The sequence below is a fragment of the Methylobacterium sp. WL103 genome (assembly GCF_008039885.1).
Lineage (GTDB): Bacteria > Pseudomonadota > Alphaproteobacteria > Rhizobiales > Beijerinckiaceae > Methylobacterium > Methylobacterium cerastii.
The window spans coordinates 1-1,543 of the sequence record NZ_VRUX01000806.1 but is presented as its reverse complement, the minus strand read 5'-3'; the positions used below and the strand labels follow the sequence as shown (position 1 = coordinate 1,543).

Annotated in this window: 1 protein-coding gene; it reads right to left on the bottom strand. The window is 72.5% G+C overall.

From position 1 onward, the window contains the following. Positions 1-1,543 (bottom strand): 4-alpha-glucanotransferase (gene malQ / locus FV222_RS25640; RefSeq protein ID WP_147815970.1); only part of this gene is annotated, 1,543 nt, incomplete at both ends.

Sequence of the window (1,543 nt, the reverse complement as noted above, 5' to 3'; positions counted from 1 at the left end):
TCCGACAGGCGGCGGCGCTCGGTGACCCGCTCGGTCCGCTCGGCCTCGGCCCGCTCGGCGTCGTAGAGGCCGAGCGACTGGCGCGTGTCGGTGTCGACCCCGCGCCACCAGCCGACGAAGGTCGGCAGGTCGTGGGTGGTGATCGCGGTGAGCGCGTCACGCGGGTAGGCGTCGGGGGCCTTGAACCGCCCGTCCTGCTCGCGTTCGAAGGCGAGGATGCGGTAGCTCAGGATGCCGGCCTGCATCAGCGCGTCGGAGAAGCCCTGCGGCGCGGTGCCGAGATCCTCGGCGATGACGAGGCACTTGTTTCGATGGCTCTCCAGCCGCAGCACCGCGATCATCGGCTCGAACGGCATCGCCACGTAGGCGCCGTCCTTTGCGCCGCCGCCCAGCGGGATCAGGAACAGGCGGGCGAGCTGGAAGGCGTGGTCGATGCGGATCGCGCCGGCATGGCGCATGTTGGCGCGTACCAGCGCCCGGAAGGCGGCGAGCCCGTCGCGCTCCATCTCGAGCGGGTCGAACGCCGGCAGGCCCCAATCCTGGCCCTTGGGCGCCAGCAGGTCGGGCGGCGCGCCGATCGAGACGCGGTCGGCGAAACGCTCGGGATGCGACCAGATCTCGGAGCCGCCGCGGTCGGCGCCGACCGCGAGGTCTCGATAGAGGCCGATCCGCATGCCGGTGGCGAGCGCCCGCGCCGACGCGTCGGCGAGTTGCCGGTCGGCGAGGTACTGCAACCACGCGTGATAAGAGACCGCGTCCCGGTGCTCCTCCGCGAAGGCGACGACGGCCTCGGTCCCGGCGCGCCGGTAGGCCTCGGGCCAGTCGCCGAGCCACTGGGCGCCCTGCCCCTTGAAGTGCTCCGACAGGGCCTCGAACGTGGCGTGAGATTGCAGGTCCTCGCCGCCCTCCGCGCGAAACGCCGTGAAGCCGGCATCCGCGCCGCGCTTGGCGTCGGACTCGTCCCACAGCGCCCGAAGCACCGGCGAGAGCACGTCCCATACGCCCTGGTGATCGACGAGCGCCGCGTCGCGAATGGCTTCCACACGGGGCGCCATCTCGAGGAGCAACGCCTCCGCCCGCGAGCCGGCGAAGCCCGGAAGGCTTCGCGGCGCGATGAACAGCGTGTCGAGGAACAGGCGCGAGGACGGTGAATAGGGCGAAATCTTCGTGCGGTCGGCGGAGAACAGCGCGTGGACCGGGCTGAGGCCGAGGAAAGAGGCGCCGCGCAGGCCCGCATCGTGCGCCGCGTGGCCGGCGTCGGCATAGGTGCCGATGCCGAGGTTGTCGTCCGAGCGCAGCCCGTAGAGCTGGGCGGCGAGACCCCAATCGCTCGCACCCTCGTCGGCGTAGGCGCGCGGACGCCAGCAGCGCTGCGGAGCGGAGATGATCCAGGCCTGCGCCGTGCGGTCGCCGAGCGTCACCGTGAGGTGGTGGTAGCCCGGCGTCAGCGGCGGAAGCTCGAAGCCGGCGGTGTCGCCCGACAGGGCGGCCCGGCCCTCGCGGGCGCTGCCGCGCTCGTCGACGAGGCGCCAGTTCACAGTCC